We start from the raw sequence: 25,926 nt of genomic DNA, 5'->3' as shown, positions 1-25,926 counted from the left end.
CGATCGCGTCTGTCGAGAGAGGCTGCGGGTCACGGGAGAAAGAGAATTCATGTCGCTAGACCATGCCAGTGTAAAACCGCATGAGCGTTTGGCCGCCCATCTTGAGGCGGAAATGGGCGCTGTGGATCAGTTGATCCGTGAACGTATGGCTTCGCGGCACGCGCCACGCATTCCCGAGGTGACGGCACATTTGATTGATGCAGGCGGAAAGCGTATTCGCCCGATGCTGACTTTGGCGGCGGCCAATCTGTGCGGATACGAAGGCGAGGGCCATATTAAATTGGCCGCGACTGTAGAGTTTATTCACACGGCTACGCTCTTGCATGATGATGTGGTCGATGAAAGCAACCAGCGCCGTGGTCGTCCGACTGCGAATTTGCTTTGGGATAATAAATCTTCGGTCTTGGTCGGCGATTATCTGTTTGCGCGCGCGTTTCAGTTGATGGTTGAGCCGCAAAATTTGGATGTTTTGGAAATTCTCTCCAATGCGGCGGCAACGATTGCGGAGGGTGAGGTTCTGCAGATGACCGCCGCGATGGATATCACCACCAGCGAGGACACCTATATGCAGGTGATCCGCGGCAAGACTGCCGCCCTGTTTCAGGCGGCCACCGAGTCGGGCGCCGTTCTGGCCGGGCGCAGTGATGCAGATCGTGAGGCCCTTGCCCAATATGGCGATGCGTTGGGCGTTTCCTTCCAGATCGTTGACGACCTTTTGGATTGGGGCGGTGCTTCGGGGGCCATGGGCAAAAATACGGGCGATGATTTCCGTGAGGGGAAAATGACCCTGCCCGTTATTCGTGCGATTGCAAAGGCCGATGCAACCGAGCGTGAATTCTGGGCGCGCACAATTGGACGCGGGGATCAGGGCGAAGGGGATTTGGAACAGGCCTTTGCCATTTTGACCCGCCATGATGCACTTGAAGAAACCCGCGTTGAGGCCTTGCGGTTTGCAGATCACGCAAAGACATCTTTGGCCAGTCTTCCTGACCATCCGTTGCGCGAAATGATGCGCGACTTAGCGGATTATGTGGTTGAGCGGATCGCATAATCCTTAACGAAGAACTGCGCCCGTTATGACCCACCAGTGCGGCTTTTTTGCCGCGAGATCTGCGGCGGCTTTTTCAGCGGCAACCGCGCTGTCATAAAGGGCAAAGCAGGTGCTGCCAGAACCACTCATACGGGCCAGACGCATATCTTTGGTGCGGCGCAGTTCCGCCAAAACAGCGCCAATCTCTGGGCAAAGGGCGACGGCGGGGTCTTGTAGATCATTGCGTTGCGCGGCGATCCAAGTCCAAAAATCATCATGCCATGCCGACAGTGCGGGATTAGTCTTGGTGGTCAGCGCGGCAAATACAGATGGTGTGGCCAGTGGCAGATTGGGATTGACCAAAACCGCCCAAAGCGGCGGCAGCGTGGGCGCGGCGGTGATTTCATCGCCAATGCCGCGCATATAAACGGGCGCAATTTCGAGGCACACTGGCACATCTGCGCCCAAAGATAGGATCGCATCGCGCGGGGGCAGATCGCATCCCCATAGGTCTGCAAGCCCCTGCAAAGTGGCTGCCGCATCGGCAGACCCGCCGCCAATACCTGCGCCATGGGGCAGGTTTTTGACCAGATGGATTGCAGCACCTTGGCCCTTTATGCGCGGGAAAAGACCCGCCGCTTTCAGCACCAAATTACGCTGATCGGTGGGCACACCCTCGGCAAAAGGGCCTGAAACTGTGAGGGTAAGCTCCTCTGCCGGGCTGATTTCAAGGTAATCTGCCACCTCAACAAAGCACACAAGCGAGTCGAGTAAGTGATACCCATCCGCCCTTTGGCCCACCACATGCAAAGCCAGATTGAGCTTGGCGCGTGCGGGCCGCAGGGTCATTTCCCTTCGACCTCGCGTTGCTGAACCGCATCCAGACCGAGCTCAAGTTTCAGTCTGATCCGCTCAGCATCTTCTTCGGTCGGTTCAAAGGACAGCGCGCGTTCCCATTGGAACCGCGCTTCGCGTTGACGGCCAACCTTCCAATAGACATCGCCCAGATGATCATTGACGATCGGGTCAGTGGGCAGCAATTCGACCGCGCGTTCCATTGGCGCGACTGCCTCCTGATAGCGACCAAGACGGAAATAGACCCAAGCAAGGCTGTCTACGATATAGCCAGACTCGGGTTCTAGCGCGACCGCACGTTCGATCATCGTCAACGCCTCGTCTAGATTGCGGCGTTGTTCCACCAAAGAATAGCCCAAGTAATTCAACACGGAGGCTTGGTCAGGGCTTAGGCGCAGCGCCTTACGGAAATCTGCTTCGGCTGCATCCCATTCATCGGTTTGTTCATAGCAAATCCCGCGCGCATAAAACAGGAACCAGAAGCTTGGATCTTCTTGATCAATCAGCTCTACCGCTTGGCTATAGGCCGCTGCGGCCTCGGTGAACCGCTCGTCACGGCGCAGCAAATCGCCAAGCTGTGCATGAACGGCAAAGGGCTGTGGCTCTGCGGCAATCAGGTCTTGCAGGGCTGTGATCGCTTCATCACTGCGGCCTGTGCGGGCAAAGGCATCAGAACGGCCAATCGTTGCCTCAAGGGCTAAGGGGTGATCTGCAGGCACGGCACCATAGATCTCAACCGCCAGCTCGAACTGGCCCGTTTCCACCAACAGATCACCGCTTAAAAGCGCAGCCTCCAGATGATTGGGGTCGATGTGATAGGCCGCTCGTGCGTAAATCAGCGGCAGGGTCGGCCCGCTCTCGCGCCCTAAGGCCTCGGCCAATGTGAAGAAAACCTCCGCCAAACCTTGCTGCGGGGTGACCACAAAATCATAGCTCCGGGTTGGATTGGTCGCGATGTCATCCCGCAGGGCCGCAAGGCTGAGATCACGATTTTGGGACAAGACGCCGTCCAACATCGCCACAGCGTCATCCGCGCGGTCAAGTTGCACCAAGGTTTGCGCATAGGCCCGCAGGATGCGTGATCCTGCTGCGCCCAGATTGAATTCCACGCCCTCATAAATCTGTGCGGCACCCTCGAAATCGCCGACCGCACCACGGGCGAGGGCCAAGTGGTAATAGGCGAGATCGGCAAGGCCCTGATCCCCCGCAAGCCCATTAAAACTGTCGCTTGCGAGATCCATTTGGCCCTGTGCAAGGTAAAGCCAGCCCGCAATCAGATCATCCACCAATAGACCCGCGCCCCGCTCAGCGCGGATGCGGGTGAATGCGGCCTCAACATCGCCTCTCTGCAAAAGGTCGACCAAGATCGCCAAATCTGCCAATTCACGGCTTGGATTGTCGTCCTTGATGGTGGTTGAAATCTCGGCGGCTCGTGACCAATCCCCCAAGGCCGCATGGGAAAGGATCGCATTGATGGCCAAATCCCCGTTCGTGCGATCTAAGGCCAGCAATTGATCCAGATAATTCGCTGCAACCCGATAGTTGCTTTCGTTCAGCGCATGCCGCGCAGCGAGATAGGCCCCCGCGCTTGTGTCACGGTTCACAATCTGCGCCTCGGCCTTGTGTATTTGCCCGCCGAAAGACAGGGCAAGGATCAAGGCTGAGGCTGTCAGGTGACGCATAGGGTGGCTCCCGTTTATATGTGACTGAGATTAGGGGCTTGATCGGATGAAAACAATGGCGCGACACCCGATAAAGATGCCGCGCCCTGCTGAATTAATCCGATTTTCAATCACATATTCGGGTAATTTGGCCCATCCCCACCTTGCGGTGTGACCCAAGTGATATTTTGCGAGGGGTCTTTGATGTCGCATGTTTTGCAATGCACGCAGTTTTGGAAATTGATCACAAAGCGCGCGTCTTTACCCGCTTCCTCCACAACTTCGTAAACCCCTGCGGGGCAGTAGCGTTGTGCAGGTTCGGCATATTCGGGCAGATTAATTGAAATCGGCACGGAGGCATCCGCAAGACGCAGATGCGCGGGTTGGCTTTCTTCGTGATTGGTCATTGAGAAACTGACATTGGTCAGGCGGTCAAAGGACAAAACCCCATCTGGTTTTGGATAATCGATTGGCGAGAAATCCTTGGCTTTGCCCGTTGCGGCGGCATCGGTTTTGCCGTGACGCATTGTGCCAAAAAGATTGAAACCCGTCAGGTTCGCAACCCACATGTCCAAACCACCAAAGCTCAGGCCGCCCAAAAGGCCAAATTTTGACCAGAGCGGTTTGACGTTGCGCACGCGCTTTAGGTCTTTGCCAATCGGGCCATCGGTGAGTGCCGTGGCGTAATCGTCCAGCCTGTCACTTGAGCGGCCCGCCTTGATCGCGCTATGCGCCGCTTCGGCGGCCGCAATGCCCGAGAGCATTGCGTTATGGTTGCCCTTGATACGCGGCACGTTCACAAGGCCCACGCCACAGCCCAAAATCGCAACACCTGGCGCGACAGGGTTTGGCATAGATTGATAGCCGCCTTCGGAAATCGCGCGCGCGCCATAGGCAACACGTTTTCCACCCTTCAACAACTCAGCAATCATCGGATGATGTTTGAAGCGTTGGAATTCCATGTAGGGGTAGAGATGCGGGTTCTCATAGTTCAAATGCACCACGAAACCCACATAAACTTGATTGTTATCAAGATGATATACAAAGCTGCCGCCGCCCGCATTATTCCCAAGCGGCCAACCCATCGTATGGGTCACAGTCCCCTCGCGGTGCTTAGCGGGGTCAATTTCCCAAATCTCTTTCATCCCAAGGCCGAATTTCTGCGGTTCTTTGCCCTCGGAAAGGGCGAATTTTGAAATGACCTCTTTGGTCAGCGAGCCGCGCACGCCTTCGCCCAAGAAGACATATTTGCCGTGCAGTTCCATACCCGGTTCAAAGCCGTCTGAAGGGGTGCCATCCGCATTCAGACCAAACACGCCCGCAACGACCCCTTTAACAGACCCGTCATCCGCATAAACCAATTCAGAACAGGCCATGCCCGGGAAAATCTCAACGCCCAAGCCTTCGGCCTGCTCGGCCAACCAACGGCAGACATTGCCCATCGAAACGATGTAATTGCCGTGATTGTTCATCAAGGGTGGCATCAGCATATTGGGCAGACGAATGCCGCCCGCTTCGCCGAGTATGTAGAAATTATCTTCGCGCACAGGCACGGTAACAGGCGCACCTTTGGCTTTCCAATCAGGGATCAGCGCGTCAAGCCCTGCGGGGTCAAGCACCGCACCTGACAGAATATGCGCCCCAACCTCTGACCCTTTTTCAAGCACGACCACACTGAGATCGGGGTCAAGTTGCTTGAGACGGATCGCGGCAGATAGGCCTGATGGGCCTGCGCCAACGATGACGACATCATATTCTACGGATTCGCGTTCTATATCCGCCATGGGTCTCGTTCCTTCCGACAGTCGGGTGGTCTGGGCGTAAATTGTCAGGAACAGGTAGCGCGATCTGGGTCAGGGGGTCAATTGATACGCGACAATATATTGTCGCGTTACGACTGAATAATTTGCAAAACTTGCGCGCGTGCTATCTGCTGCGCAGAAGATGGGCAAAAGGGGAAGCCGAATGTCGAAACTGCGAATGATCTACCTAGGCTTTGCTATTTTGGGAACGATTTTGCCAATGCAATATTTCCTGCCTTGGTTGGCCGCGAATGACTGGTCGATTATGGCGATGGTGGATGCGTGGCACGCCAATGATGCTTCATCGGGTTTGGTCTGGGATTTGACCATTGCCGCTGTCACCCTGACCGTTTGGATATTGGTTGAGGGGATTGCGCGGCGCGATTGGGTGTCGCTTTTGGCAATCCCCGCTATTTACGGGATCGGGGTCAGCTGCGGCCTGCCGCTTTATTTGTTCTTGCGCTCCCGCCACGAAGTCTGAGGCTTAATCCAACGTCAGGATGGTTGATCCTGTGGTGGCCCGCGCTTCTAGCGCATCATGGGCTTTGGAAATCTCCTCAAGCGCAAATCGCTGATCAATGCGGATTGTCACGTCCCCTGCCGTGACTTTTTCGAACAACTCGCGCGCCATGGTTTGGCAGGTATCGTGATCCGCGATATGGGTGAACAATGTGGGGCGTGTGATCTTGAGCGATCCTTTGCCCGCCAATGTCGCCAGGGATACGGGCGGCACAGGGCCTGAGGCATTGCCGAAGGATATCATCATCCCCAAGGGTCGCAAGCAGTCAAGCGAGCCTTCAAATGTGGCGGCGCCTATGGAATCCATCACAACGTCAACGCCTGTCCCACCAGTGATCTCGCGGGTGCGCGCGGTGAAGTCCTCGGTGCTGTAGTTGATGCAATGGGTCGCGCCATGTGCAAGCGCCAGCGCACATTTTGCGTCAGACCCTGCAGTTCCGATCAATTCGATCCCTTCGGAACGCGCCCATTGGCAGGCAATCAAACCAACACCGCCTGCCGCCGCGTGGAACAACACCCGATCCCCGCGCTTGATCTCGGTGGTGCGGCGAAACAGGTAATGCGCGGTCAGACCTTTCAGCATCATTGCTGCGCCCTCCTCGAAGGAAATCGCATCTGGCAGAAGGCAGACTTGCGCGGCAGGCATGACGCGGGCCTCGGTATAGGCCCCGGGCGGTTGCGCCGCATAGGCCACGCGGTCGCCTTCATTGAGATGGGTTACACCTGCGCCAACCGCCTCGACAATCCCTGCGGCTTCCATACCCAAAGCATGGGGCAGCGCCATTGGATACAGGCCAGAGCGTTGATAAACATCAATGAAATTCAGCCCAACGGCTTTGTGGCGGATTTTAACCTCGCCCGCCTGTGGGTCACCCACGGGCCGTTCAACCAATTTCAAGACCTCAGATCCACCATGTGCCTCGATGATGATGGTTTTTGCCTGATCGCTCATATGCGTTTCCTTTTGGAGAAATATCGTTGCACGGAACCTAGGGCGCAGACCCCTACCTGTCCAGAGAGGGTTTGAAACCGCGCGCAAGGGTGATAAGCGCGAGGCGCACCCAAAAGATGCCGTGCGGAGGTCGGGCAATGGATCATTTTCTTTATAACAACGGCGAGCTTTATGCCGAGGATGTTGCCGTGCGCGAAATCGCCGCTCAGGTTGGCACGCCGTTCTACCTCTATTCTACCGCCACGCTGACCCGCCATTATAGTTTGTTCAAAGACGCGCTTGCAGGCTTGGACAATCTTGTTTGTTTCGCAGTGAAATCCAACTCAAACCAAGCGGTATTGCGCCATTTGGGCAATTTGGGCGCGGGTATGGATGTTGTGTCTGGTGGCGAATACGCCCGCGCACGTGCTGCAGGTGTTGATGGATCGAAAATCGTGTTTTCTGGCGTGGGTAAGACCCGCGCAGAGATGCGCACCGTTCTCGAACGTGGCATTCGGCAATTCAACGTGGAATCGGAGCCTGAATTGGCGGTTTTGTCCGAGGTCGCACAAAGCCTTGGCGTGACGGCACCGATTACCATTCGTGTTAATCCCGATGTTGATGCGAAAACGCACGAAAAGATCGCCACAGGCAAATCTGAAAATAAATTTGGTATCCCCATCGCCCGCGCCCGGGAGGTCTACGCCTATGCGGCAAGCCTGCCTGCGATAGATGTGATCGGGGTTGATGTGCATATTGGCAGCCAGCTTACCGACCTTGCCCCGTTCGAGTTGGCCTATAACAAAGTGGCCGATTTAACGCGCGCTTTACGTGCAGACGGGCATAATATTCGCCGTCTAGATTTGGGGGGTGGGTTGGGTATCCCCTATGAGCGGTCAAATTCTGCGCCGCCTTTGCCCGTTGAATACGGGGATTTGATCAAGCGCTGTGTTGGGGATTTGGGTGTTGAGGTTGAAATCGAACCTGGTCGCTTGATTTCAGGAAATGCAGGGATTTTGGTGTCCGAGGTGATCTATGTGAAATCGGGCGAGGGGCGCGATTTCTTGATCTTGGATGCGGCAATGAATGATCTGATCCGCCCTGCGATGTATGGCGCGTGGCATGACATCATCCCCGTGATTGAGGCAGAAGCCGCCGCCGAGCAGCGCCCCTATGACGTGGTTGGCCCTGTCTGCGAGACAGGCGACACATTCGCCAAAGCCCGCAATCTGCCGAAACTTGCCGCGGGGGATCTTGTGGCCTTTCGGTCGGCAGGGGCCTATGGCGCGGTTATGTCGAGCGAGTATAACACGCGGCCTCTGATCCCAGAGGTTTTGGTGAAAGACGATCAATTCAGCGTCATCCGCAAACGTCCAGAGTTTGACGAAATCATCAACCGCGATATCGTTCCTGAATGGCTATAATGCCAGAACCCGCCTGATTGGGTTGGAATCAGGCCGCAGATGATGGGGCTGATGGACGAGATCGACAAAACCGCACAGGTGATACAGCAGATCCGCTGGCCTCTGCGCCTGACATGGGCCGCCATGATCTGGGAGCGCGGCTTGGGTGCCTTTTGGCCGTTTTTGTCCCTTGTTGCGCTGTGCTATGCGGTTTGGGTTTTCGCGGGGGCGGCTCTTTTGCACCCTGCGATTTGGATTGTTTTGGCGGGCTTACTTGTCACAACGCTGTGGCGCGGGGTTGCCGCATTTCAATGGCCCCGCCGTGATGCAGCCCTTGCATGGCTTGACCACAGCCACCCTCATCGCCCGATTAGCGCATATTTGGATGAGATATCGGTCGGCCGTGGTCAAATCCGCACTGCGGCCCTGTGGGAGGCGCATTTGGCGCGGATGCAGCGTGATCTTGCGGGGCTTGAGGCGATTAAACCCGATCCACACTTGGCCCGCCGTGATCCTTATGCGCTGCGCTTAATTGCGCTGACCGCTTTGGCGATGGCGCTGATTTTTGGCAACGCCGCGCGTGAGGTGCAACCGTCTCAAGGATCAGAGATTGCTGCAGGCCCCAGTTGGGAAGCATGGGTTGAGCCGCCGCGTTACACAGGGCTGCCCACGCTTTACCTGCAGGATTTACCACATGCGGATGCAAGCGCGATTGAAGTTGTCACGGGCACGCGTCTGATTTTGCGCATATATGACAGTGCAGATGCGATGGAGGTCACCCATAGCTTTGGCGATCAGACAGGTGCTTTAGCCGATGATCTGATCATCTCGCAATCAGGGGATGTCGCGATTGGTGACGCAGCATGGCGTTTTATCGTGACCCCTGATGCGCCCCCAAGCGTCACGATATTAGGGGCGCCGCAGCTTGAGGCCCCTGATCAAACGGCGATTGCCTATCGCGCGGAAGATGATTTTGCGATTTTAGGCGGGGTGGCCACCCTATCGCTTGATCTAGAGGCTGTGACGCGGCGCTATGGGTTGAGCGTTCCGCCTGAACCCCGCGATGATTTGGTTTTTGATTTGCCGATGCCATTTTCGGGGGATCGGGCGGCTTTTTCGGAAACCTTGATCGAAGATCTCTCCAAATCCGTTTTGGCGAACTTACCCGTGACCCTCACTGTCACAGTTGAAGATGATTTGGGCCAAACGGGTCGGGCGACCTTGCAGGTGGCACGTTTGCCATCCCGAAGGTTTTTTGACCCGCTCGCGGCGAGCCTCATTGAACAGCGCCGTGACCTTTTGTGGTCGGTTGAAAATGCGCCGCGCGTGGCGCAGGTTTTGCGCGCCATCACCTATGCACCGCAGATCTATTTAGAGGATGAGGCAACCTATTTGCCCCTGCGCAGTGTCATTCGCCGTATAGAGGCGGCCCCTGCGCCCTTGGCTCGTGAAACCCGTGATGAATTGGCGGAAATCCTCTGGCAGGTGGCGGTAGATCTCGAGGAGATTGATTTAGATGATGCTTTGGCGGCCCTTCGCCAAGCGCAAGAACGCTTATCCGAGGCGATGCGGCGCGGGGCCAGTGACGAAGAGATCGCTCAGCTGATGGAAGATTTACAGCGTGCCATGGATGATTACATCCGTGAATTGGCGCAATCTGCCGAACCCAGTGACACCCCCACGGACAGCCCCGATCAAGGACAAGAGGGGATGGAGTTGTCGATGAATGATCTGTCCCAGATGATGGATCAAATTCAGGAGTTGATGGAGCAAGGGCGCATGGCCGAGGCGCAGGCGATGCTGGATGCCTTGTCACAAATGCTTGAAAATATGGAAGTGACCCAAGGGCAGGGGCAGGGTTCCGCGGGCGAACGCGCGATGGAAGATCTGCGCGACACGTTGCGTGAACAGCAGGGTTTGGCGGATGACAGTTTTCGGTCTTTCCAAGATAGTTTTGGTCAGGGCGAGCCTTCTGACCAAGATGGGGAACAATCTCTTGCCGATCGCCAAGAGGCATTGCGCGACAGCTTGCGCGAGCAGGCAGAAAACTTGCCGGGCCAAGGGCGTGAAGAAGGCCAAGCGGCGCGGGATCGCTTAGACGAGGCGGAACGCGCGATGCGTGATGCGGCGCGCGCTTTGGAAGAGGGCGATATGGCGGGTGCTTTAGATCGTCAGGCGGACGCTATGGATGCATTGCGCGAGGGTATGGATCAGTTGGGGCGCGCTTTTGCCGATGAGGGCGGCACCCCACGCGAGGATGATGCGCCGCAGATGGGTGAGGCGCAGCAAGGTGGGCAGCAGCAAGGATCTGCGCGCCCATTGACCGACCCGCTTGGGCGCGCCACGGGGGGCGAAGGGGCAGGTGTGGCAGGCGGGCCATTGTCCCGCCAAGAGGCCGCGCGGCGTGCAGAGGAATTGCTTGAGGAACTGCGCCGCCGCTCGGGTGAAACCACGCGCCCAGATCAAGAGCGTGATTATCTCAGACGTTTGATTGAGCCTTACTGAGTGAAAGAGGCGATCAAGGCTGTAATCTGTGCCTGAAGCGCAGGCAAAGTTTCGCGCAGCCAGTCTAGGATTTGGTCACGCAGTGCATCTACACCGTTGACATATTGGGTTAGATAAGGCGCGGCGGTGGGCACAGCTTCGCCCAACTGGGCGGCATTGCTGTAAACCCCTATTGCAATCATGCCCAATCCCAAGCTCAGCAATAGACCTGCATTGCGACCCTTGCGGCGTGCTGCGTCAGGTGCCGTTGCTTGGCTTGCGCTTTGCTGTTTCGGCGCGGGGCGTGGCGCAGCCTTTTGCGGCTGAAGCGAGGCGTTGATTTCCTCAATATCTGGCAACAGCGTTGCGCGATCTTTGGTTTGCGGTTCTGGAGTTCGCGGCCCTGGCGCGGCTGTATTGGTCGGCGCAGGGTCATGCAGCGCCATTTCATCCTGCCGCTTCAAACCTTCGGCTTCTTCGCGGCGCAGGCGCTCTTCGCGCTCCGCCTCTTCGCGCAGGAGTGCCCGCAAGCTTGGGTCAAGCTCACGGCGTGGGGCCTCTGGCGCGGGGCTTGCAGGTTCAGGGCTTGCAGGTGCTGCGCTCAACGGGTCAACCGCAACCGCACCTGACTGGAACCAATTGGTCGAACAATTGGAACATTGCACATCCCGCCCTTCAGCAGGGATTAGCGCGTCATCAATCTCGTAACGCGCGCCGCAATTTGGACAAGTCAGGCGCATACGGGTGGTATAATCCCTTTGAGTTCAATCTTTGCACGGGGGCCGCGTAACGCCTCTATATGGCGGTATTCTTCCCCATTTAGCAATGCTGCATGGGCAATCCAAGGCCGTGATGCGCAAGTATTTGTTGCAGTGCGATTGCAACAGAACACAGCATCGGGCATCAAAGGAAGGTGCTGGCTGTGCTTTGGGGAAATTCGTGATCGAATTACAAGATGTGTCTTATGGCTATGGATCTGATATGGTTCTGCCGCAACGGTTGCAATGGTCAGTTTGGCGGCGCAAGCAGCGCTTGCGGCCAATGTGCAGGTGATCCGCGTCTTGCGGTTGGTTGGTGCCCGTGCTGCCTATATCGTGGGGGCCTTCGTGCGAAGATTAGCCTTGCGCAGTTTGATTGGGGGCGGGTGCGGCGCTGCGCTTGGGATAGGCGCGCTGTTGGTTTTTCCAAATCAAGCAAGCGCGCAAAGCTTTATGGTGGGTCTCAGCTTTTCGGGTCTTGAGTGGCTCTTGCCCTTGATTATTCCCGTGATGATCGCTTTTGTGTCTTTCCAAGTGACCAAGGCTGCGGCCTTCCGAACTTTGCGAGGCATGCCATGATCCAATGGGTAAGATCCCTGATCTTTGTTGGTCAGATGTATCTGATGATCCCGTTTGTCGCGCTGGCCTTCGCCCCATGGGCGATTGTCTCGCGCCAAGGCGCTGTGGCAGGCGTGCGGTTTTATGCGCGTTATGTGCGGTGGACGGCGGCGCTATTGGTTGGTCTGCGCTCAGAGGTGCGGGGGGATGTGCCTCAGGGTGAGGTGATTGTGGCCTCAAAGCATCAAAGCTTTTTTGATATTATCATCCTGACCTCGGTGCTTCCGCGCCCGCGATTCATCATGAAGAAATCCCTCAAAAACGCGCCTTTTTTGGGCTGGTATGCAGCGCGGCTTGGCTGTGTTGCGGTTGACCGCGGCAAGCGGGGGCAGGCCATTCAAGCTATGGTCGATGGCGTGCTGGCGGGCATGGGCGATGAGGGGCAGTTGATCATATTCCCGCAAGGCACCCGTGTGGCCCCGCGTGTCAGTAAGCCCTATAAGGTTGGGGTGGGCGTATTGGTCGAACGCACAAAAATGCCATGTGTGCCCGCGGCGACCAATGTCGGCCTGTTCTGGCCCCGCATCGGCATTGCGCGCAAATCTGGTCTCGCGGTGGTTGAGTTTTTGCCACCGATCCCCGCAGGGCAAGATGTGCAGCAGGTGATGGCGCATCTCGAACGCGAGATCGAGGCCGCCTCAGATGCACTGATGGACGAAACGGGGCTTTAAGCCGCCAAGCCCTTCGAGCCCAAATCAAGATATTTCTTGCGCCGTGCAGAAATTAGCTTTTTGCGATCCATGCCCTTTGTTGCGGCAAGCATCGCCTCGATGGCCTGACCAACTGCCGCGATGGTTGCCGCTTTGTCGCGCTGCGCGCCGCCCATTGGTTCGGGGATGATGCGGTCGCAGACGCCCAATTTTTGCAAATCCTGTGCAGTTAGGCGCAAGGCCTCTGCGGCTTCGCGCATCCGTTCGGCGTCTTTCCAGAGGATTGAGGCGCAGCCTTCGGGGCTGATGACCGAGTAAATCGAATGTTCCAACATGGCGAGGTGATCTGCGGTGGCAAAGGCCACGGCGCCGCCTGATCCGCCTTCGCCAATAATCACGCTGATCAAAGGCACACCAATTTCGAGGCATTTCTGCGTTGACCGCGCAATGGCCTCAGATTGGCCGCGTTCCTCAGCCCCTTTTCCAGGATAGGCGCCAGGGGTGTCGACCAAAGTGACAACAGGCAGGCCAAATCGATCAGCCATATCCATCAAACGCACGGCTTTGCGATAGCCTTCGGGCCGCGCCATGCCAAAGTTATGTTCAATGCGTGATTTGGTGTCATTGCCCTTTTCGTGACCAATCACCACAATGGGGCGATCATTGAATCGTGCAATCCCCCCCATCACGGCGTGGTCATCGGCAAAGTTCCGATCCCCAGCAAGCGGGGTATATTCGGTGAACAGCGCGTTGATGTAATCGCGGCAATGTGGCCTGTCGGGGTGACGCGCAACTTGGCATTTGCGCCAAGGGGTGAGGTTTTTATAGAGATCCTTCAGGATATCTTGCGCCTTTTTATCCAGCGCTTTTGCCTCTGCCTCGACATCCATTTCAGAATTGCCACGCGCCATTGCGCGCAACTCTTCTGCCTTGCCTTCAATCTCGGCCAAGGGTTTTTCGAAATCGAGATAGTTCATCACACCTCCGCAGGGCATGGCCGCGTATGCGGCATGGGTCGTTACTGGCTTATGCCTATATGGCTAAGCCTGACCAAAGATGCAACGAACAAGCGCGCTTGATTAGCCTTGCGCAATCATCTGTGCTTGTTTGACAATCACCTCAGCCTGTTTGATCGAGGCGATATCGACCAAGCGGCCCTTATAGACAGTCGCCCCTGCACCGCTGCGCTTAGCGTCTTCCATAGCGGCCAGAATTTCCTGCGCTTCGGCCACCGCTGACTCTGACGGGGTGAACACCTCATTGGCGAGTGCGATTTGCTTGGGATGGATGGCCCATTTTCCAACCATACCCAAAGTGGCCGAGCGGCGGGCCTGCGCGCGATAGCCTTCATCATCCGAGAAATCGCCAAATGGCCCATCTACGGGCAAGACGCCATGAGTGCGGCAGGCGGCGACAATCGCGGTCTGTGCCCAATGCCATGGATCAGAATAATGCCGCGCCCCATCGTGCAGCATATAGTAATTTTCTTGCGTGCCGCCGATGCCCGTGGTCTGCATGCCCATTGAGGCCGCGAAATCCGCAGCCCCTAGGCTCATGGCGACAAGGCGGGGCGATGCCGCGGCGATTTCTTCGACATGGGCAATGCCTGCCGCAGATTCAATAATGACCTCGAAATTGATCCGCTTTTGGCGGCCTTTGGCGGCTTCAATCGCTGAAACAAGCGCATCGACCGTGTAAATATCAGCGGCATTTCCCACCTTTGGGATCATGATCTGATCCAGACGGTCAGACGCGTTTTCCAGCAGATCAACCACATCCCGATACCAATAGGGCGTATCAAGCCCGTTGATCCGCACGCTGAGGGTCTTTTTGCCCCAATCAACTGCACCGATGGCCTCGATCACATTCGCACGGGCCGCTTCTTTGTCACTGGGGGCAACGGAATCTTCGAGATCTAAGTTGATGACATCCGCTGCTGAGGCCGCCATTTTCTCAAAAAGCTTCACATTCGAGCCAGGCCCGAAAAGCTGACAACGGTTTGGGCGGGCCACAGGTTGGGGTTGGAGGCGGAAGCTCATCGGATGTTCCTTCGGCGGATGATGCGCTAGGGTCGCGCAAGGAAGTTTCGTTTTTTGTTGATCTTTGGGTATGATATTACGCGGAGTTCCGCAAGTGCTGCACTGCGGCAAAATAGAAATTTCTGGAAATTAGACCCCGTTTACCCCCGTGCCGTTGCCGCTGATCCCGATCAGGCCTATAGCGGCGAAGCAAAGATTTTGTGGAGCCACCTATGAAACAGCATCCTGCGTATGGCTTATTGCTTGCACTGACGGGCGCTTTGATCATCGCGCCTGATACGTTGCTGATGCGCTTGTCTAGTATGGGCGGGTTCGAGATGTTGGGCTGGCGCGGCACGGCGATGGGTTTGGTGCTGATTGCGGCTTGGCTGATAGCCGCGCGTGGGCGGCATCTTGTTGAAGTGTCAGCCCTTGCCACGGGTGCAGGCGCTTTGTTGGTTTTGTGTCAGGCTCTGAATGGGGCGCTTTTCAGCGTGGCCATCGCGGTGGCCCCCGTCACTGTGGTGTTGATGGGCGTTGCGACCGTCCCGATTTTCTCGGCGGTGTTGTCTCATTTGATGTTGGGCGAGCCTACGACCCGCGCCACATGGTTGACGATTGCGGCGGTTCTTTTCGGGATTGCTCTGGCGATATTCGGCAAATCCGATGCGGGCCTGCCCTTTGATTTAGCCACGCTTTGGGGCGGCTTGATGGGCCTGTCTATGGGCGGGTTTCTGGCCATGACCTTTGTTCTGATCCGCAAGCACCATCAATTGCCAATTTTACTCGGTATGGGCCTTGGGGCTTTTGTGTCGGGCATGGTGGGGTGGGCCTTTGGCGTGCCAAGCGGGGCAAGCAGCTTTGATGTGTTTTTGATTTTGGTGACAGGCGCGGTGATTTTGCCTGCCAGTTTTTTCCTGCTTACGCTGGCAAACCGATATACGGCATCGGCCAATGTCAGCCTTTTGATGCTGTTAGAAACCGTGCTTGGCCCGATCCTTGTCTGGGTTGGCGTGGGCGAGGCACCGACCCCTTTGATGATGGTTGGCGGTGCGATTGTGGTCGCCTCACTGGCAACATATTTGCTGCATATGCGCTTTGCGCGGGGGCGTGCAGCCCGCGCTGCGTGACTATTGCAAATCAGCAAAAGCCTTTTGCATCCGCGCAACCGCCTCTTCAATCTGCGCATGGGGCATGCCGAGATTAAATCGCAGGAATGGCGCGCCACCCAAGCCGAAGCTTGACCCGTAATTGGTGGCGATCCGCGCGTCCCCTTCCACACGGGCAATGGATTCTTCATGGCTCATGCCAGTTCCCGAAAAGTCGACCCATGACAAATAGGTCGCCTCTAATTTCATAGGCTTTAGGCCTGGAATTTTGGCGATGCCTGCATCAAATGTTTCAGCGTTTTTCGCAAGATAGGCGCAAAGCGCATCGACCCATTCTGCACCTTCGGGCCTATAGGCCGCCTCGGCCATTGCAAGGCCAAAGGAATTGGCCGAAATCCCCAATGCGCCCATGCGCGCGGCAAAGCGTTTGCGCAGCTCCGCATCAGGGATGATCACATTGCCCGAATGGCCACCCGCAATGTTAAAGGTTTTGGTGGTCGCGGTCATCATCACCAAACGATCCATGATCCCGTCAATTTTCGCCATTGGCGTATGGGTATGGCCGGGCATGATCAGGTCATGGTGGATTTCATCTGAAACCAAGATCAGATCATGTCTACGCGCGAAATCGGCAATTGCCTGCAATTCTTCAACAGTCCAAACCCTGCCGCCTGGATTATGGGGGGAGCAGAGGATCAACATTTTCTCGCGCCCTGTCATCGCCGCATCCCATGCGGGGATGTCGAGGTGATATTTGCCTTCAATCAGTGCAAGGGGGCATTCGACCACCTGACGATTGGCAGCGCGGATCACGCGGGCAAAGGCATGATAGACGGGCGTCATTAGAACCACGCCATCTCCCTCTTGCGTATAGGTATCCACGCAAAGGGCCGTTCCGTTGACCAAGCCATGGGTGGTGAAAATCCAGTCGGGCTCAATCTCCCAGCCGTGGCGGTTTGCCATCCACCATCCAATGGCGGCGCGATAGGCGCGTTCATCGCCGTAATAGCCGTAAATGCCATGATCGAGCATGTTTTGCAGCGCGGTTTGCACGGATTGGGGCGGGCGGAAATCCATATCTGCCACCCACATAGACAACCCATCTTCTGGGCCAATCCCATAAATTGACGACATCATATCCCATTTCATTGAATGGGTGCCTTGGCGATTGATGATTTCGTCAAAGTTCATCGGTGTTTTCCATTTTTTGGCGGCATGTGCGGCGCGTTCTTCGATATATCATATATATGGACATATGTTCCAAATAAATAAAATTTATTAGAACAAAGTCTTTATAATTTACGTATAATTAGAATATTCGTTCTGTTTTTGCCAGATTTCTCACATCAGCCTATCAGGCGCGCCTGCCCTGTGCAAATCCAAGCCGCGCTGGTTGCGCGGGGCGCAGAATTCGCTTATGCCACAGGCCATGATTTACCCAATATTAATCCATCCTGATCCTCGTCTGAAAAAGGTCGCACAAGATGTGCCCGACCTGTCGGATGAGTTGCGCGCTCTTGCAGATGATATGCTCAAGACGATGTATCACGCGCCGGGTATTGGTCTGGCTGCGCCACAAATTGGGATTGATCAGCGCGTGATCGTGATGGATTGCGTCAAAGAGGAAGGGGCAACACCCCGCCCGACCGCGATGTTCAACCCCAAGATTGTGGAATCTTCGGATGAAAAAAACATCCACGAGGAAGGCTGTTTGTCGATCCCGGATGTTTATGCTGATGTCGAGCGTCCGCGCGATGTGACAGTGGAATGGTTGGATCGCGATGGCGTTTTGCGGCGCGAGACATTTACGGGGCTATGGGCCACTTGCGTGCAGCATGAGATTGACCACCTCGATGGCGTTCTCTTTATCGATTATCTCAAGCCCTTGAAGCGGCAATTGATCACCCGAAAGATGCAAAAGCTCAAGCGCGATATCGCGCGCGATAAGGTGTAGCTTTGCGCATTGTTTTCATGGGCTCGCCCGAATTTTCTTGTGCGCCTTTGCGCGTCTTGATTGCGGCGGGGCATGAGATTGCCGCGGTCTATTGTCAGCCACCCCGTCCCGCGGGGCGCGGCAAGAAGCCCCGCGCGACCCCTGTTCAGGCTTTGGCCGAAGATCTGCACCTGCCTGTGCGCCATCCCGAAACCTTGCGCAATGCCGAGGCACAGGCCGAATTCACAGCATGGGCTGCCGATATTGCCGTGGTTGTGGCTTATGGTTTGATCTTGCCTCAGGCGGTGCTTGATGCGCCGCGCATGGGCTGTGTGAATATCCATGCTTCGCTTTTGCCGCGTTGGCGTGGCGCGGCCCCTATTCATCGTGCGATTATGGCGGGGGATGATGAGACAGGCATTTCCATTATGCAAATGGAGGCGGGGCTTGATACGGGTCCAGTTTTATTGACCCGCACCCTGTCAATCGGCGCGGAGGATACCACGGCCGCGCTGCATGATCGTCTTTCGCAGCTTGGCGCTGAGGCGATTATTGCCGCGCTTGCCGAGTTTGACAGTCTTACCCCTGTGCCGCAGCCGCATGAAGGCGTGACCTATGCCGAAAAGATCGACAAGGCCGAGGCTGCTATAGACTGGTCGAACGATGCCGCAGAGATTGACCGCCAAATTCGCGGCCTTTCACCCTTTCCTGGTGCATGGACAACGCATTCGGGGCGGCGGTTAAAATTCCTTGCCTGCCGAAGGGCGCAGGCGCGGCCCGATGGGGCTGCCGCAGGGTCGGTCATTGATGGTCTGACAATCGCGTGCGGCACGGGCGCGATCGAGATCACCGAACTGCAACCCGAGGGCAAGCCGCGCATGGCCGCTGCCGAATTCTTGCGTGGCACAGATTTGCCCCCAGGGACAATTTTGGGCTTGTGATTATTTGAAAGGGGCCATGCCCGCACGGGCCAAGGCATCGGCGCGTTCGTTTTCGGGATGGCCTGCATGGCCCTTGACCCATGTCCACGTTACCTGATGGCGCGCTGCCGCCTCATCTAAACGCCGCCAAAGGTCTTCGTTTTTGACAGGCTTTTTTGTGGCGGTGCGCCAATTATTGCGTTTCCAACTGCGCAGCCATTCGGTGATGCCGCCTTTGACATAGGCGCTATCTGTCACCACGGTAATCGTGCTTGGACGCTCCAACGCCTCAAGCGCGTTGATCGCGGCCAAAAGCTCCATTCGATTATTGGTGGTGTCTGCTTCACCACCTTTGAGCTCGCGTTCTTTGACAACGGCATCGCCAGTCTTGGCTTGCAGCAGTGCACCCCATCCACCAGGGCCAGGGTTGCCTGAACAGGCCCCATCCGTATAGGCGAACAGCTCAGGCATAGAGGACGCCCAGTGTTAGGCACAAAATGACAAGGCTGCTCAAAAGCCCGCGCAACCGCAGCCACCAGTTCGGTGCAAGGCCCGCACGCATCGCCCATGCATCAAGGGGCAAAAGCGCCAAGAAGCCCATGATCAGGATTGGCAAAGCCTGATGGGTTGGGCCAAATCCAAGGAAAAACGCGACCAATGCGGGGATCGTGGATGCCGCAAGGCCATATCCCATCATCTGCGGTGATGGCGCATGCACAGCAAAGCCCCATATGACCCCCGCCATAAAACATAGGATCACGATCCCATAATTGCGCAGCAGCATATCGGGTGCGCAATTCGGTAGAAGCCAGTCGCCAAGGGGGGCGGCGGAGGGGATCACCAAGCACAGCGCGGCATAGGCAAAGGGCAAAACCCCCGCTAAGCCTAAATATAATGCCGCCTTTGGTATGTGATCGCTGCTGCTCATATCTCAGCTTGTCCCGCATCTTTGCGCAGCGCGCAAGCGCATTTGGGCCATCCATGGCTGAGCATTCGATTGCCAGTGGCGGGCATCGCGCAGCTTTTGGAATTCTTTGAAACTTTGCACAAACCCCATTGTTCCATTGGCACCGCTGTCTCTAATCTGACCCTATCTGCCGCAAACCTATGCGGCGGCAGGATGGGTTCAAAAACGGAGAGGGCGCTCTGCGCCCAAGAAGGGGAAAGATATGTTTGCAGAATTCAAAAGCTTCATTGCCCGTGGCAATGTTATGGATATGGCTGTGGGGATTATCATCGGGGCTGCCTTCACTGCGATTGTAACGTCACTCGTGGGCGACTTGATCAATCCATTGATCGCTATATTTACGGGCGGGATTGATTTCTCGGGTTGGTTCTACGCCTTAGACGGAAATGACTATACCTCGCTTGCCGTGGCGCTCGAAGCAGGCGCGCCTGTTTTTGCGATTGGGAAATTTGTGATGGCGGTCATCAATTTCTTGATCGTAGCTTTTGTGGTTTTCATGCTGGTGCGTTTGGTCAACCGCATCAAATCGATGACAGAAGCAGAGAAGGAAGAAGCCGCTTTAGCCCCTGCAGGCCCAAGCGAATTGGACATTCTGATTGAAATCCGTGATGCTCTGGCCAAGAAGTAAGCACGAATAAAACATGCGTCCCCGTCACCATGGCGGGGCGCAAGCCGTTTTAGCGAGAGATGATATGGGTTTTGAGTTGGACATCACGGATCGCAAAATCTTGGAAGTTTTGCAAAAGAACGGCCGCATCACCAATGCGGAGCTATCCGAACAGGTGAATTTGTCCGCCTCGTCCTGTCATCGGCGGATCACGCGCTTGGAGCAGGAGGGGATCATCCGAGATTATGTCGCCTTGGTGGATCACCGCGCGATTGGTCGGATGACAACCGTCTTTGTGGAAATCAGCCTGTCAGGACAGGCAGACGAGGTTTTGCAGGCCTTCGAGCAGGCCGTGAAGCGGGTGCCAGATGTGTTGGAATGCCATCTTATGGCAGGCAGCGCGGATTATCTTCTAAAGGTGGTGGCACGCGGCAGCGAAGATTTCGCCCGCGTGCATCGCGAATATCTGGCCCGTTTGCCAGGGGTATCGAAGATGCAATCGAGCTTTGCTCTGAAAAACGTATTTTCAACCACAGCCTTGCCGATTTAGCCGAGGAAATAACCCACGCCGTATAACGTGGTCATGCCTGCAAAGACAGCCGCGATGGCGTTTTTGCGCCAGAGCCCCACGCTCAAGGCCACCATTGCCGCGCTCAATCGCGGGGCATCTAGCGCGCCACCTGTGGCTTGCGGCCATAGCACCAAGGGCGTGATCAATGCGGGCAGGATCGCCACTGGTGTATAGCGCAAATGGCGCAAGACCCATTCTGGCAGATCGCGGTTACCCAAAATTCCCAAAAAGGACAGCCGCACCAGATAGGTGCCGCAGCCAAGCGCAGCGATGATCAGCCAGACTGTGGTTTCGGAATAGGCGCTCATGTCAGCTTCGCCTTTGCACGGCTCATGCGCCGTTCCACCTCTGCGCCAACGATCATGGCGGTGATCCCTGCGACCATCAACCAAAGGTTATAGGGCATCCAATTTAGTAAGACCGCCATAACCACCGAGGTCATTGCCGCCGCGATATGCGCAAGTGTGCGCAAGGCGGGGGCTACCAATGCAAGAAAGGTGATCGGAACTGCGAAATCGAGTGCAAATTCAGGTGATATGGTTGCCCCTAAGACTGCACCTGCATAGGTCGCGCCATACCACAGGGGGCAAATCGGGGTCGCAAGTCCGAAGAAATAGACCACTTTCCATCTGACCGAGCGTTCAGGCTGTGCCTCATAGGTTTGCATGGCCATTGCATAGGTTTGGTCGACCAACATGTAGGATAACAGCGCACGCTGCCATAAAGGCGCGGCCCCTAAATGCGGGGTGATCGAGGCTGAATACATCGCCATGCGCAGATTAACAGCCAAAGCAGAGGCCAAAACCACCAAGACGGGCGCATTTTCCGTCATCAGCTGCAGCGCGGTGAATTGGGCCGAACCCGCAATGACAAGGAAAGAAAATCCCATGACTTGCGACAGGGGCAGACCCGCTTCTGTGCCAAGAACCCCAAATAACAGACCAAATGGCAGGAGCACCAATAGGAACGGAAATCCACCAATGATCCCAGAGAGATAGGCCGAGTCTGAGGGGGTTTTGCGCATCTTGCACCATTGTCGTTTCTGCTCATGCGATCTAGCCTTGATGGGCGAAGGATGCAATCTGCGCGGATGGATAAGGGCAAAGCAATGATCTGTGGCGTGATCTTGGCAGGCGGGGAAGCGCGTCGCATGGGCGGGCAGGACAAGGGACGGCTGCTGCTGCGGGGCCAAAGCCTCTATGCGCATGTTATTGACCGCGCGCGCCCGCAGGTGGATCATTTGATCCTCTCCGCCAATGGCGACCCCGCGCTTTATGCTGATCTTGGGCTTGATGTGGTTGCTGATGGCGCATTCGCCGCGATGGGGCCACTTGGCGGCGTTTTGGCAGCATTGCGCGCGGCCAAGATGCATGGGGCGCAGCGGGTGATGAGCTTTGCCTCAGACAGCCCGTTTTTTCCAAGCGATATCGTGGCGCAATTATGCGCCGCACAAGGGCATGGCACATTGGTTTTTGCTCAGGATCAAAGCGGGGGCATACATCCAACATTTGCGCTATGGGATGTGGATTTGGCCGATCCATTGGCGGCAGAATTGCGCGGGGGTGGCCGCAAAATGCGCGATGTCATGGCGCGATTGGGCGGGGTTTCCGCCCCTCTTGATGCACATGAACAGGTGTTTTTCAACATCAATACAAAGGCTGATTTGGAACAGGCCGCTGAGATGGCCTTATGAGCGCGGGACGCTTTGATCATATCGTGGTGGTCGATTGGTCGGCACGGGCTACCCCAAGCCCCAAAGCCCCCACGAAGGACGCGATTTTCATTGCCCATTCGGCGCATGGTGCAACGCCACAGGTGAGCTATTATCGCACGCGCGCCGATGCGATGGCCGCGCTTGAGCAGCTGATGACAGACACCCTTATGCGGGATGAACGCATCTTGGCGACCTTTGACTTTTCCTTCGCCTACCCTGCGGGCTTTGCAAAGCACCTGACAGGCAAGGCCGATGCGCTATCGGTTTGGCCGCTTTTTGCACAGATGGTTGAGGATGGGCCAGACAACGCGAATAATCGGTTCGATGTGGCCCGCGCGCTTAACCGCCGTTTTCCTGGGGTTGGCCCCTTTTGGTGCGTGCCAAAAACACAGGCCTGCCCTGATCTGCCCGCGCGCGACCTACGCCAAGGACATCATCTGCCAGAACGGCGCAAAGTTGAATTGGCCTATGACAAAATGCAGCCGGGGTGGAAGCTTTACACCACGGGATCTGTGGGATCTCAGGCGATCCTTGGGATCGCAAGATTGCAGTCCTTGCGCGGGCAGTTTGGGTCGGCGCTTGCCGTGGCGCCTTATGACGGGATCGAGCGGCCTATCGTGTTGGCAGAATGTTGGCCGTCTTTGATGGCGAAAGAGATCGCACATTATGCTTTAGCGGGCGAAATCCCAGATGCCGCACAGGTGCGGGTGATTGCCGCGAGTTTGGCCGCTTTGGCCCCTGATGATCTTGCAAAAATGCTTGTCGATGGTGATGCCGAGGAGGGCGGTGTTTTGGGTGCGGGGCATGAGGTGCTGTTGCGCTCTGCGATCCATGCGGCCTTGGGGCCCTAGTCAAAAATCCCAGTCACACGCCCGAGCAACATACAGGCCCGTGCGCTGCGGGTGGCACTGAGTTTGACAATATCTTCATCGGTTGCAGCCTGCTCGAACTGACAGAAAACGCGATCAAATTCGCGCAAATACTGATGCACTGCTTCGCGGAAGGTTGTGTCTTGCCGCATCCGACCAGTGGAAAGCGCGATGGAAGACCGATCTCGAATACCGCCAAGCGATGCAATCGCGCAGTCTAAAGGACATCGCGCCATTGGCGCATTGAAGAAAACCAACCGCACGGCCCACCCAAATCTGCTTGTCCCGCGTGAAGCGATGCGCAAGCGTCAATCTGGGGTGAGGCACTGCTGCGGGGATCATCACACGTAGGTCACCTTCGTGATCTCGTAATCCTTGCTGCCACCGGGCGTTTTGACCTCTACGCTATCGCCTTCATCTTTACCGATCAAAGCGCGGGCCAAGGGCGATTTGATATTGAGCAAACCTTTTTCGATATCGGCCTCAGATTCGCCGACAATCTGGTAGGTTTTTTCTTCCTCAGTATCCTCATCAATCAACACAACCGTGGCGCCGAATTTAATCGGGCCAGACAGGGTCTTGGGGTCGATGACCTGTGCAAGGCCCAAAATCCCCTCTAATTCCTTGATGCGACCTTCGATGAAGGACTGTTTTTCGCGGGCCGAGTGATATTCGGCATTTTCCGACAAATCCCCATGCTCGCGCGCCTCTGCAATCGCCTTGATGACAGAAGGGCGCTCAACACTACGCAGATGCTTCAGCTCGGCATCAAGGGCGCTATACCCTGTCGGGGTCATCGGTATTTTTTCCATTGGAACTCGGGGCCTCAAACTTAGGTCTTGGAATGGTCAATCGTCTTAAAATGAGCAGTCTGACCCCAGACGTTAGGGGCTCTTTGCCCTAGTTTCAACGGGCAAGACGCAGAACGCAACACTCGGCGCAAGAAAATGATCCAAACGCCACGCAGGCTTAGTAGGTCACCGCGTTTTCGCTTGGTGGCGCAGGCGGGCCATCTGCGCCGCAGGCGGCCAAAGTTCCACCCAAAGTCAGGGCCAATAGCCCCAGTTTAATCCATGATGCAAAAGAGCGCCCCATCACGCCAACCTTTCTTTCCATCGTGCAATTTGCAGGCGCACCTGATCGGGTGCGGTGCCGCCATAGGATTGGCGCGAGGCAACCGAGTTGTGAACCCCCAAAACATCAAACACGGCCGCAGTGATTTTGGAGTGCACTATTTGCATATCTGCAAGGCCGAGATCAGGTAAATCACAGCCCCGATCCTCGGCCATTTTGACAAGCGCACCTGTTACATGATGCGCTTCACGGAATGGCAACCCCAATTCACGCACCAACCAATCGGCGAGATCAGTTGCGGTTGAAAAACCAGATGCGGCGGCGCGCTCTAGCGCGTCCTTATTGGCGCTCATGTCACCAAGCATCCCCGCCATAGCGGCCATTGCGATCATGAGGTTATCAGCAGCATCAAAGACCTGCTCTTTGTCCTCCTGCATATCCTTGGAATAGGCCAAGGGCAGACCTTTCATGACTATCATCAAGGCCACATTCGCCCCCATGATCCGCCCGATTTTGGCGCGGATCAATTCCGCTGCATCAGGGTTTTTCTTTTGCGGCATGATGGAAGACCCTGTTGAAAACCGATCCGACAGGGTCACAAAGCGGAATTGTGCAGAAGACCAGATCACCAATTCTTCAGCCAATCGCGACAGATGCATCGCGCAAATGGAGGCCGCCCCGAGATAGTCTAGGGCGAAATCGCGATCTGAAACCGCATCCAAGGAATTCGCCATAGGCCGGTCGAAACCTAGGGCTTCTGCGGTCATGTGGCGGTCAATTGGAAAAGATGTGCCTGCAAGGGCGGCTGCACCAAGCGGGCATTCATTCATCCGCGCGCGCGCATCTTGAAAACGCGATAAATCGCGGGCGAACATCTCGACATAGGCCATCATGTGATGCCCCCACGTCACGGGCTGCGCAGTTTGAAGATGGGTAAAGCCAGGCATCACCCAATCAGCGCCCGCTTCGGCCTGCGCCAATGCCGCGCGGATCAAGGCCTGCAGCCCTTCAATGGCCGCATCCATCTGATCCCGCACCCATAGGCGAAAATCGGTCGCGACCTGATCATTGCGTGACCGCGCCGTATGAAGACGTCCTGCGGGCTCACCAATCAGGGTTTTAAGCCGCGCTTCGATATTCATGTGAATATCCTCAAGCGCGGTCGAAAATTCGAACGTGCCGCTCTCAATTTCTGACAAGATCGTGAGCAGGCCTTCCCTGATCGTCTCGGCATCTTTACTGCTGATGATGCCTTGGGCGGCGAGCATAGCAGCATGAGCGCGTGAGCCAGTGACATCTTGCGCGCTGAGCCTTTGGTCAAAGCCGATGGATGCGTTAATCGCCTCCATCAAAGCATCTGGCCCTGCGGCGAAGCGACCGCCCCACATTGCGTTTGAAGATTTCTGTGCCATGTTCTGTTGTATCCGCCGATC

The 25,926-nt window shown here is 56.2% G+C and carries 28 protein-coding genes and 1 pseudogene; 13 read left to right on the top strand and 16 right to left on the bottom strand.

Annotated elements, in window-relative coordinates; genetic code table 11:
• The first annotated feature begins 49 nt into the window (after nucleotides 1-49).
• On the top strand, nucleotides 50-1,051 hold the full coding sequence (locus tag AAC621_RS05835; protein ID WP_340253053.1) for a polyprenyl synthetase family protein: 1,002 nt from the start codon (nucleotides 50-52) through the stop codon (nucleotides 1,049-1,051).
• Nucleotides 1,052-1,054: 3 nt separating this feature from the next.
• On the opposite strand, the gene AAC621_RS05830 is transcribed toward AAC621_RS05835, so the two are convergent.
• The 3 genes from AAC621_RS05830 to AAC621_RS05820 all read right to left on the bottom strand — a co-directional run bounded on the left by AAC621_RS05830 (nucleotide 1,055) and on the right by AAC621_RS05820 (nucleotide 5,330).
• Entirely contained in the window at nucleotides 1,055-1,879 is an 825-nt protein-coding gene (locus AAC621_RS05830) for a 4-(cytidine 5'-diphospho)-2-C-methyl-D-erythritol kinase (protein ID WP_340253051.1), read from the bottom strand.
• A complete protein-coding gene (locus AAC621_RS05825) occupies nucleotides 1,876-3,567 on the bottom strand; it encodes a tetratricopeptide repeat protein (RefSeq protein WP_340253050.1) in 1,692 nt (563 codons plus the stop codon). The genes AAC621_RS05830 and AAC621_RS05825 overlap by 4 nt, the downstream gene beginning before the upstream one ends.
• Nucleotides 3,568-3,677: 110 nt before the next feature.
• Nucleotides 3,678-5,330 carry an electron transfer flavoprotein-ubiquinone oxidoreductase gene (locus AAC621_RS05820; protein ID WP_340253048.1) on the bottom strand — a complete coding sequence of 551 codons (1,653 nt, stop codon included), beginning with the start codon at nucleotides 5,328-5,330 and terminating at the stop codon, nucleotides 3,678-3,680.
• 181 nt (nucleotides 5,331-5,511) lie between these two features.
• On the opposite strand from AAC621_RS05820, the gene AAC621_RS05815 reads away from it, so the two are divergent.
• Complete coding sequence (locus tag AAC621_RS05815) at nucleotides 5,512-5,829, top strand: DUF2834 domain-containing protein (RefSeq protein ID WP_340253046.1); 318 nt, start codon at nucleotides 5,512-5,514, stop codon at nucleotides 5,827-5,829.
• A 3-nt stretch (nucleotides 5,830-5,832) separates the two neighbouring features.
• On the opposite strand, the gene AAC621_RS05810 is transcribed toward AAC621_RS05815, so the two are convergent.
• A complete protein-coding gene (locus AAC621_RS05810; protein WP_340253044.1) occupies nucleotides 5,833-6,819 on the bottom strand; it encodes a quinone oxidoreductase family protein in 987 nt (328 codons plus the stop codon).
• 137 nt (nucleotides 6,820-6,956) lie between these two features.
• On the opposite strand from AAC621_RS05810, the gene lysA reads away from it, so the two are divergent.
• Nucleotides 6,957-8,222 carry a diaminopimelate decarboxylase gene (gene lysA, locus AAC621_RS05805; RefSeq protein WP_340253042.1) on the top strand — a complete coding sequence of 422 codons (1,266 nt, stop codon included), beginning with the start codon at nucleotides 6,957-6,959 and terminating at the stop codon, nucleotides 8,220-8,222.
• A gap of 39 nt (nucleotides 8,223-8,261) precedes the next feature.
• Nucleotides 8,262-10,706: a DUF4175 domain-containing protein gene (locus AAC621_RS05800; RefSeq protein WP_340253040.1), complete on the top strand. Its 2,445-nt coding sequence runs from the start codon at nucleotides 8,262-8,264 to the stop codon at nucleotides 10,704-10,706.
• On the opposite strand, the gene AAC621_RS05795 is transcribed toward AAC621_RS05800, so the two are convergent.
• Nucleotides 10,700-11,425 (bottom strand): zinc-ribbon domain-containing protein, encoded by a 726-nt coding sequence (locus AAC621_RS05795; protein ID WP_340253038.1) that lies wholly within the window; start codon nucleotides 11,423-11,425, stop codon nucleotides 10,700-10,702. The genes AAC621_RS05800 and AAC621_RS05795 overlap by 7 nt on opposite strands.
• 264 nt (nucleotides 11,426-11,689) lie before the next feature.
• Between AAC621_RS05795 and AAC621_RS05790 the strand changes: the two genes are divergently transcribed.
• Both AAC621_RS05790 and AAC621_RS05785 read left to right on the top strand, forming a co-directional pair.
• Complete coding sequence (locus AAC621_RS05790) at nucleotides 11,690-12,022, top strand: FtsX-like permease family protein (protein WP_340253036.1); 333 nt, start codon at nucleotides 11,690-11,692, stop codon at nucleotides 12,020-12,022.
• Nucleotides 12,019-12,732 (top strand): lysophospholipid acyltransferase family protein, encoded by a 714-nt coding sequence (locus AAC621_RS05785; RefSeq protein ID WP_340253034.1) that lies wholly within the window; start codon nucleotides 12,019-12,021, stop codon nucleotides 12,730-12,732. The genes AAC621_RS05790 and AAC621_RS05785 overlap by 4 nt, the downstream gene beginning before the upstream one ends.
• On the opposite strand, the gene AAC621_RS05780 is transcribed toward AAC621_RS05785, so the two are convergent.
• Nucleotides 12,729-13,688: an acetyl-CoA carboxylase carboxyltransferase subunit alpha gene (locus AAC621_RS05780; protein WP_340253032.1), complete on the bottom strand. Its 960-nt coding sequence runs from the start codon at nucleotides 13,686-13,688 to the stop codon at nucleotides 12,729-12,731. The two genes, AAC621_RS05785 and AAC621_RS05780, sit on opposite strands and share 4 nt — an antisense overlap.
• Nucleotides 13,689-13,790: 102 nt before the next feature.
• Nucleotides 13,791-14,750, bottom strand: a complete 960-nt coding sequence (locus tag AAC621_RS05775) for an L-malyl-CoA/beta-methylmalyl-CoA lyase (RefSeq protein WP_340253030.1) — start codon at nucleotides 14,748-14,750, stop codon at nucleotides 13,791-13,793.
• Between the two features lie 212 nt (nucleotides 14,751-14,962).
• Here AAC621_RS05775 and AAC621_RS05770 point away from each other — a divergent pair, with 212 nt between their 5' ends.
• Nucleotides 14,963-15,859 (top strand): DMT family transporter, encoded by an 897-nt coding sequence (locus tag AAC621_RS05770; protein ID WP_340253028.1) that lies wholly within the window; start codon nucleotides 14,963-14,965, stop codon nucleotides 15,857-15,859.
• Here AAC621_RS05770 and AAC621_RS05765 read toward each other — a convergent pair whose 3' ends face one another.
• Entirely contained in the window at nucleotides 15,860-17,029 is a 1,170-nt protein-coding gene (locus AAC621_RS05765; protein ID WP_340253026.1) for a MalY/PatB family protein, read from the bottom strand.
• Between the two features lie 226 nt (nucleotides 17,030-17,255).
• Between AAC621_RS05765 and def the strand changes: the two genes are divergently transcribed.
• Both def and fmt read left to right on the top strand, forming a co-directional pair.
• Nucleotides 17,256-17,792: a peptide deformylase gene (def, locus tag AAC621_RS05760; RefSeq protein ID WP_445322491.1), complete on the top strand. Its 537-nt coding sequence runs from the start codon at nucleotides 17,256-17,258 to the stop codon at nucleotides 17,790-17,792.
• A 2-nt stretch (nucleotides 17,793-17,794) separates the two neighbouring features.
• Entirely contained in the window at nucleotides 17,795-18,712 is a 918-nt protein-coding gene (gene fmt, locus AAC621_RS05755) for a methionyl-tRNA formyltransferase (protein ID WP_340253024.1), read from the top strand.
• On the opposite strand, the gene rnhA is transcribed toward fmt, so the two are convergent.
• Nucleotides 18,713-19,162 carry a ribonuclease HI gene (gene rnhA / locus AAC621_RS05750; protein WP_340244250.1) on the bottom strand — a complete coding sequence of 150 codons (450 nt, stop codon included), beginning with the start codon at nucleotides 19,160-19,162 and terminating at the stop codon, nucleotides 18,713-18,715. It lies immediately after the preceding gene.
• On the bottom strand, nucleotides 19,155-19,619 hold the full coding sequence (locus tag AAC621_RS05745; protein WP_340253022.1) for a DUF3429 domain-containing protein: 465 nt from the start codon (nucleotides 19,617-19,619) through the stop codon (nucleotides 19,155-19,157). The genes rnhA and AAC621_RS05745 overlap by 8 nt, the downstream gene beginning before the upstream one ends.
• Before the next feature lie 241 nt (nucleotides 19,620-19,860).
• Here AAC621_RS05745 and mscL point away from each other — a divergent pair, with 241 nt between their 5' ends.
• The gene (mscL, locus tag AAC621_RS05740; protein WP_340253020.1) at nucleotides 19,861-20,286 is read left to right on the top strand and encodes a large conductance mechanosensitive channel protein MscL; all 426 of its coding nucleotides are present in this window, start codon (nucleotides 19,861-19,863) and stop codon (nucleotides 20,284-20,286) included.
• 64 nt (nucleotides 20,287-20,350) lie between these two features.
• A complete protein-coding gene (locus AAC621_RS05735) occupies nucleotides 20,351-20,815 on the top strand; it encodes an Lrp/AsnC family transcriptional regulator (RefSeq protein ID WP_340253018.1) in 465 nt (154 codons plus the stop codon).
• Here AAC621_RS05735 and AAC621_RS05730 read toward each other — a convergent pair.
• Complete coding sequence (locus AAC621_RS05730; protein ID WP_340253016.1) at nucleotides 20,812-21,144, bottom strand: AzlD domain-containing protein; 333 nt, start codon at nucleotides 21,142-21,144, stop codon at nucleotides 20,812-20,814. The genes AAC621_RS05735 and AAC621_RS05730 overlap by 4 nt on opposite strands.
• Nucleotides 21,141-21,860 (bottom strand): AzlC family ABC transporter permease, encoded by a 720-nt coding sequence (locus tag AAC621_RS05725; protein ID WP_340253014.1) that lies wholly within the window; start codon nucleotides 21,858-21,860, stop codon nucleotides 21,141-21,143. The genes AAC621_RS05730 and AAC621_RS05725 overlap by 4 nt, the downstream gene beginning before the upstream one ends.
• Before the next feature lie 66 nt (nucleotides 21,861-21,926).
• On the opposite strand from AAC621_RS05725, the gene mobA reads away from it, so the two are divergent.
• Together mobA and AAC621_RS05715 are read left to right on the top strand one after the other, a co-directional pair.
• The gene (gene mobA / locus AAC621_RS05720; RefSeq protein WP_340253012.1) at nucleotides 21,927-22,529 is read left to right on the top strand and encodes a molybdenum cofactor guanylyltransferase MobA; all 603 of its coding nucleotides are present in this window, start codon (nucleotides 21,927-21,929) and stop codon (nucleotides 22,527-22,529) included.
• Nucleotides 22,526-23,401: a molybdopterin guanine dinucleotide synthesis gene (locus AAC621_RS05715; protein WP_340253010.1), complete on the top strand. Its 876-nt coding sequence runs from the start codon at nucleotides 22,526-22,528 to the stop codon at nucleotides 23,399-23,401. The genes mobA and AAC621_RS05715 overlap by 4 nt, the downstream gene beginning before the upstream one ends.
• On the opposite strand, the pseudogene AAC621_RS05710 reads toward AAC621_RS05715, so the two are convergent.
• From AAC621_RS05710 to argH, 4 genes and pseudogenes are all read right to left on the bottom strand, one after another.
• Nucleotides 23,398-23,631: pseudogene (locus AAC621_RS05710) on the bottom strand (hypothetical protein); the annotation flags it as partial. The gene AAC621_RS05715 and the pseudogene AAC621_RS05710 overlap by 4 nt on opposite strands.
• A gap of 129 nt (nucleotides 23,632-23,760) precedes the next feature.
• Nucleotides 23,761-24,231, bottom strand: a complete 471-nt coding sequence (greA, locus tag AAC621_RS05705; RefSeq protein ID WP_317656815.1) for a transcription elongation factor GreA — start codon at nucleotides 24,229-24,231, stop codon at nucleotides 23,761-23,763.
• Between the two features lie 157 nt (nucleotides 24,232-24,388).
• Nucleotides 24,389-24,514, bottom strand: coding sequence for a hypothetical protein (locus AAC621_RS05700; protein WP_340253008.1), 126 nt, complete (start codon nucleotides 24,512-24,514; stop codon nucleotides 24,389-24,391).
• On the bottom strand, nucleotides 24,514-25,905 hold the full coding sequence (gene argH / locus AAC621_RS05695) for an argininosuccinate lyase (protein ID WP_340253006.1): 1,392 nt from the start codon (nucleotides 25,903-25,905) through the stop codon (nucleotides 24,514-24,516). Before argH ends, AAC621_RS05700 begins: the two co-directional genes overlap by 1 nt.
• Nucleotides 25,906-25,926 lie beyond the last annotated feature (21 nt).

It is taken from the genome of Roseobacter sp. HKCC-CH-9208 (assembly GCF_037805125.1).
In the GTDB taxonomy this organism is placed as follows: domain Bacteria; phylum Pseudomonadota; class Alphaproteobacteria; order Rhodobacterales; family Rhodobacteraceae; genus M30B80.
This window is presented reverse-complemented; position numbering and strand designations above follow the sequence as displayed.